The 3,282-nt window shown below is 72.0% G+C and carries 3 protein-coding genes; 2 read left to right on the top strand and 1 reads right to left on the bottom strand.

Translation table 11 applies throughout. The annotated features are described in order from the left end of the window. Positions 1–52: 52 nt before the first annotated feature. Positions 53–382: a hypothetical protein gene (locus tag VGR37_15240; GenBank protein ID HEV2148758.1), complete on the bottom strand. Its 330-nt coding sequence runs from the start codon at positions 380–382 to the stop codon at positions 53–55. A gap of 119 nt (positions 383–501) precedes the next feature. Between VGR37_15240 and VGR37_15235 the strand changes: the two genes are divergently transcribed. Both VGR37_15235 and VGR37_15230 read left to right on the top strand, forming a co-directional pair. Further along, positions 502–1,665 carry an exonuclease SbcCD subunit D gene (locus VGR37_15235; GenBank protein HEV2148757.1) on the top strand — a complete coding sequence of 388 codons (1,164 nt, stop codon included), beginning with the start codon at positions 502–504 and terminating at the stop codon, positions 1,663–1,665. 4 nt (positions 1,666–1,669) lie between these two features. Next, positions 1,670–3,282: SMC family ATPase (locus tag VGR37_15230; protein ID HEV2148756.1), on the top strand; the 1,613-nt coding region annotated here is incomplete at its 3' end.

The raw sequence follows: 3,282 nt of genomic DNA, 5'->3' as shown, positions 1-3,282 counted from the left end.
CTCCGGGGGAGGGCGCGGCGCGGGAGTCGAGGGGGCGTAGCGGGCGGGCGGCTCAGCGCGGCTTGCCGCGCCGCGCCGCCTTCTGCGCCTTGGTGATCTCGCCCTGCACGTGCTTGAGCGCCTGCTGGCGCTGCTCCAGGTGCCGCTTCGCCAGCTCGGCCTGCTTCAGCTTGGCGCCCTCGTTCCCCTTGTAGCGCTGCCGGGTGAGGAACTTGTTCATGATCCGGAGCAGCGGGGCGCCGACGTACTTGAGCATGAACGCCTTCCCCTTGCGGCCGTGCTTTTCGTGGTCGGCGACGGCGTACGGCAGCGCCTGGAGCGAGTCCTGGATCTGCCGGTGCATCTTCGCGGGGTCGCGCTTCTTTTTCTTCTGGTTCGCCATGGTTCCGGTCGGCGGAATCGTGAGCGTTGCGGGGTTTTCGGGGTATCAGGAAGGGTGCTCCGGACCGCGCCGGAACCGTCCCCTCCGATGCTGACAAGCTAACGGTTGTACGGCGATATATGAAGATTGTCCACCTGGCCGACCTGCACCTGGGCTTCCGCGCCTACCACCGCGCCACCCCCCGGGGGATGAACGTGCGGGAGGCGGACGTGGCCGACGCCTTCCGCCGGGCCGTGGCGCGCACCGTGGAGCTGCGGCCGGAGCTGGTGCTGATCGCCGGGGACGTGTTTCACACGGTGCGCCCCTCCAACGCCTCCATCGCCGAGGCGTTCCGGCAGCTCTCCGTGCTCTGCGAGGGACTCCCGGACGTGCCGGTGGTGCTGATCGCCGGAAACCACGACTCCCCGCGCTCCTCGGACACCGGGAACATCCTCGCCCTGTTCCGCGAGATCCCCGGCGTCCACGTGGTCGCGGAGGAGGCGCGCGCCGTGCACCTCCCCCAGGTGGAGACCTCGGTCCTCTGCCTCCCCCACAACGCGCTGGCGGCGGAGGGCGGAGACCCCGTGCCGATGGAGCCGGACCCGTCCATGCGCCACAACGTGCTGATGCTGCACGGCACCGTGGGCGGGAGCGTGGCCGAGCAGAAGCTGCGCTACGTGACCGAGTACGGCGGCGCCGTCGTGGCGGACACCGACATCGGCCCGGAGCGGTGGGACTACGTGGCGCTGGGCCACTACCACATCGCCACGGAACTGGCCCCGAACATGTGGTACGCCGGGGGGATCGAGCGCACCTCCACCAACGTGTGGATGGAGGCGGAGGGCCCCAAGGGCTTCCTGGAGTACGACACGGAGCGTCGCCGCGCCACCTTCCACCCGCTGCAGACGCGGCCGGTGGTGGACCTGGCGCGCCTCTCCGCCAAGGGGCTCACGGCCGCCGAGGCGGACGAGCGGATCCGGGCCGCGGTGGAGGGCGTCCCCGGCGGGATCGCCGGGAAGATGGTGCGCCTGGTGGTGACCGACATCCCCCGCCCGGTGGTGCGCGAGCTGAACCACAAACGGATCCGCGAGTGGAAGGCGGAGGCGCTCCACTTCCACGTGGACGCGCGCCCCCCGGAGATCCGCCGGATGGCGGCTTCCGGCGCGCCGGTGCGCCGGCAGACGCTGCAGGAGCAGGTGTCTAGCTACCTGGCGAAGCACTGGACGCTCAGCTCCGAGACGCTGGAGCGGGCGCGGCTGGTGGAGCTGGGGACGCACTACGTGGACCGCACGGAGGACGCCTGACGCCATGCGCCTGATCCGCCTGCGCCTGCGCAACTTCCGGCAGCACGCCGACACCGAGGTGTTCTTCCGCCCCGGCCTCACGGGGATCATCGGGCCCAACGGGGCGGGGAAGTCCACCATCCTGGAGGGGATCGCATGGGCGGTGTACGGCGCCCCCGCCGCCCGCGGCACCAACGACACCATCCGCTTCAACCGCGCCGCCCCCCGCACCCGCGTGGAGGTGGAGCTGGAGTTCGGGCTGGGGGGCCACGAGTACCGCGTCGTCCGCACCCTGAACAGCGCCGAGGTCTACCTGGACGGCGGCGCCGCGCCCGTGGCCGCCACGCTGGGGGGCGCGACCGCCTACCTCCAGGGGCGGATCGGGATGTCGCGGGAGGAGTTCTTCAACACCTACTTCACCGGGCAGAAGGAGCTGCAGTTCCTTTCCGCAATGGGCCCGGCGGAGCGGGGGCGCTTCCTGTCGCAGGTGCTGGGCTACGAGCGGCTGCGCCGCGCGCAGGACCTGACGCGCAACCGCCGCAACGAGCTGCGCCACGAGATCAAGGGGCTGCGCACCGCCCTGGGCGACCTGGACGAGATCGTGGCGGACCGGCTGGCCGCGGAGCAGCGGGTGGCGGATGCCCTCGCGGCGCACCGCGAGGCGAAGGAGGCGCTGGAGGAGGCGGGGGTGGTGGTGCGAGAGCTGGCGCCGCGCTGGCAGCAGGCGCAGGCCACGCGCGACCGCTTCCGGGAGCTGACGCACGCGGCGGAGGCGGCGGAGCGGGAGCGGGAGGGGGCGCGCCGCGACGTGCTCCGCGCCGAGGCCGAGCTGGCGGCCGTCGCCAAGGCGGAGGGTGATCTGGCGCCGCTCCGCGTGCAGCTGGAGGAGCTCCCCGCGGTGTTCGCGGAGAGCGAGCGCATGGCGGAGCTGGCCCGCAAGGAAGAGCGCCGCAAGGCGCTCGCCGCGCAGCTGGCAGAGCTGGACGCCGAGCTCGAGCGTACGCGGGAGCGGCTGGAGAAGCTGGAGCAGGCTCCGGAGCTGGAGCGCCAGTACGCGGAGGAGCTGGAGAAGCTTCGTGCCGAGCGTGCCACGGCAGAGGAGGAGCTCGACGAGAAGAAGACGGCATGGCTCCGCGACCGGCAGGACGCACAGACCAAGCTGCAGACCAAGCGGGACGAAGGCACCGCGCTGAAGGAGCAGATCCGGAACATCGAGGAGCTCGGTCCGGAGGGCGCCTGCCCCACCTGCGGGCGTCCGGTCGGCGAGGACTACGAGCGCCTGCTGGAGGAGCTGCAGGACCAGTGGGTGGAGGTGGTGCAGGACGGGAAGTGGTGGAAGAATCGGTCCGACCAGCTACAGGACAAGCCCGACGACGTGGCGGAGCTGGAGCGCCGCCTGAAGTCGCTCACGGAGCAGGTGGACGACAAGGCGCGCAAGCACACGCGCTGCAAGGCGGCAGTGGACGAGCTGAAGACCGTGCGGGAGGACCGGACGAAGCGGGAGGAGCGCCGGGCCTCGCTGGCCGCGGAGCTGGAGGCGGTCCCCGCCGGCTACGACCGCGAGCAGCACCGCCGCGTCGACGAGCGGCTCCGCGTGCTCCGCGACACGGAGAAGCGGGCCGCGCGCCTGGAGGAGAG

The organism is Longimicrobiaceae bacterium, assembly GCA_035936415.1.
Classification (GTDB): domain Bacteria; phylum Gemmatimonadota; class Gemmatimonadetes; order Longimicrobiales; family Longimicrobiaceae; genus JAFAYN01.
Note: the sequence above shows the minus strand (reverse complement) of the source record. Positions and strands in the feature narration are given on the sequence as shown.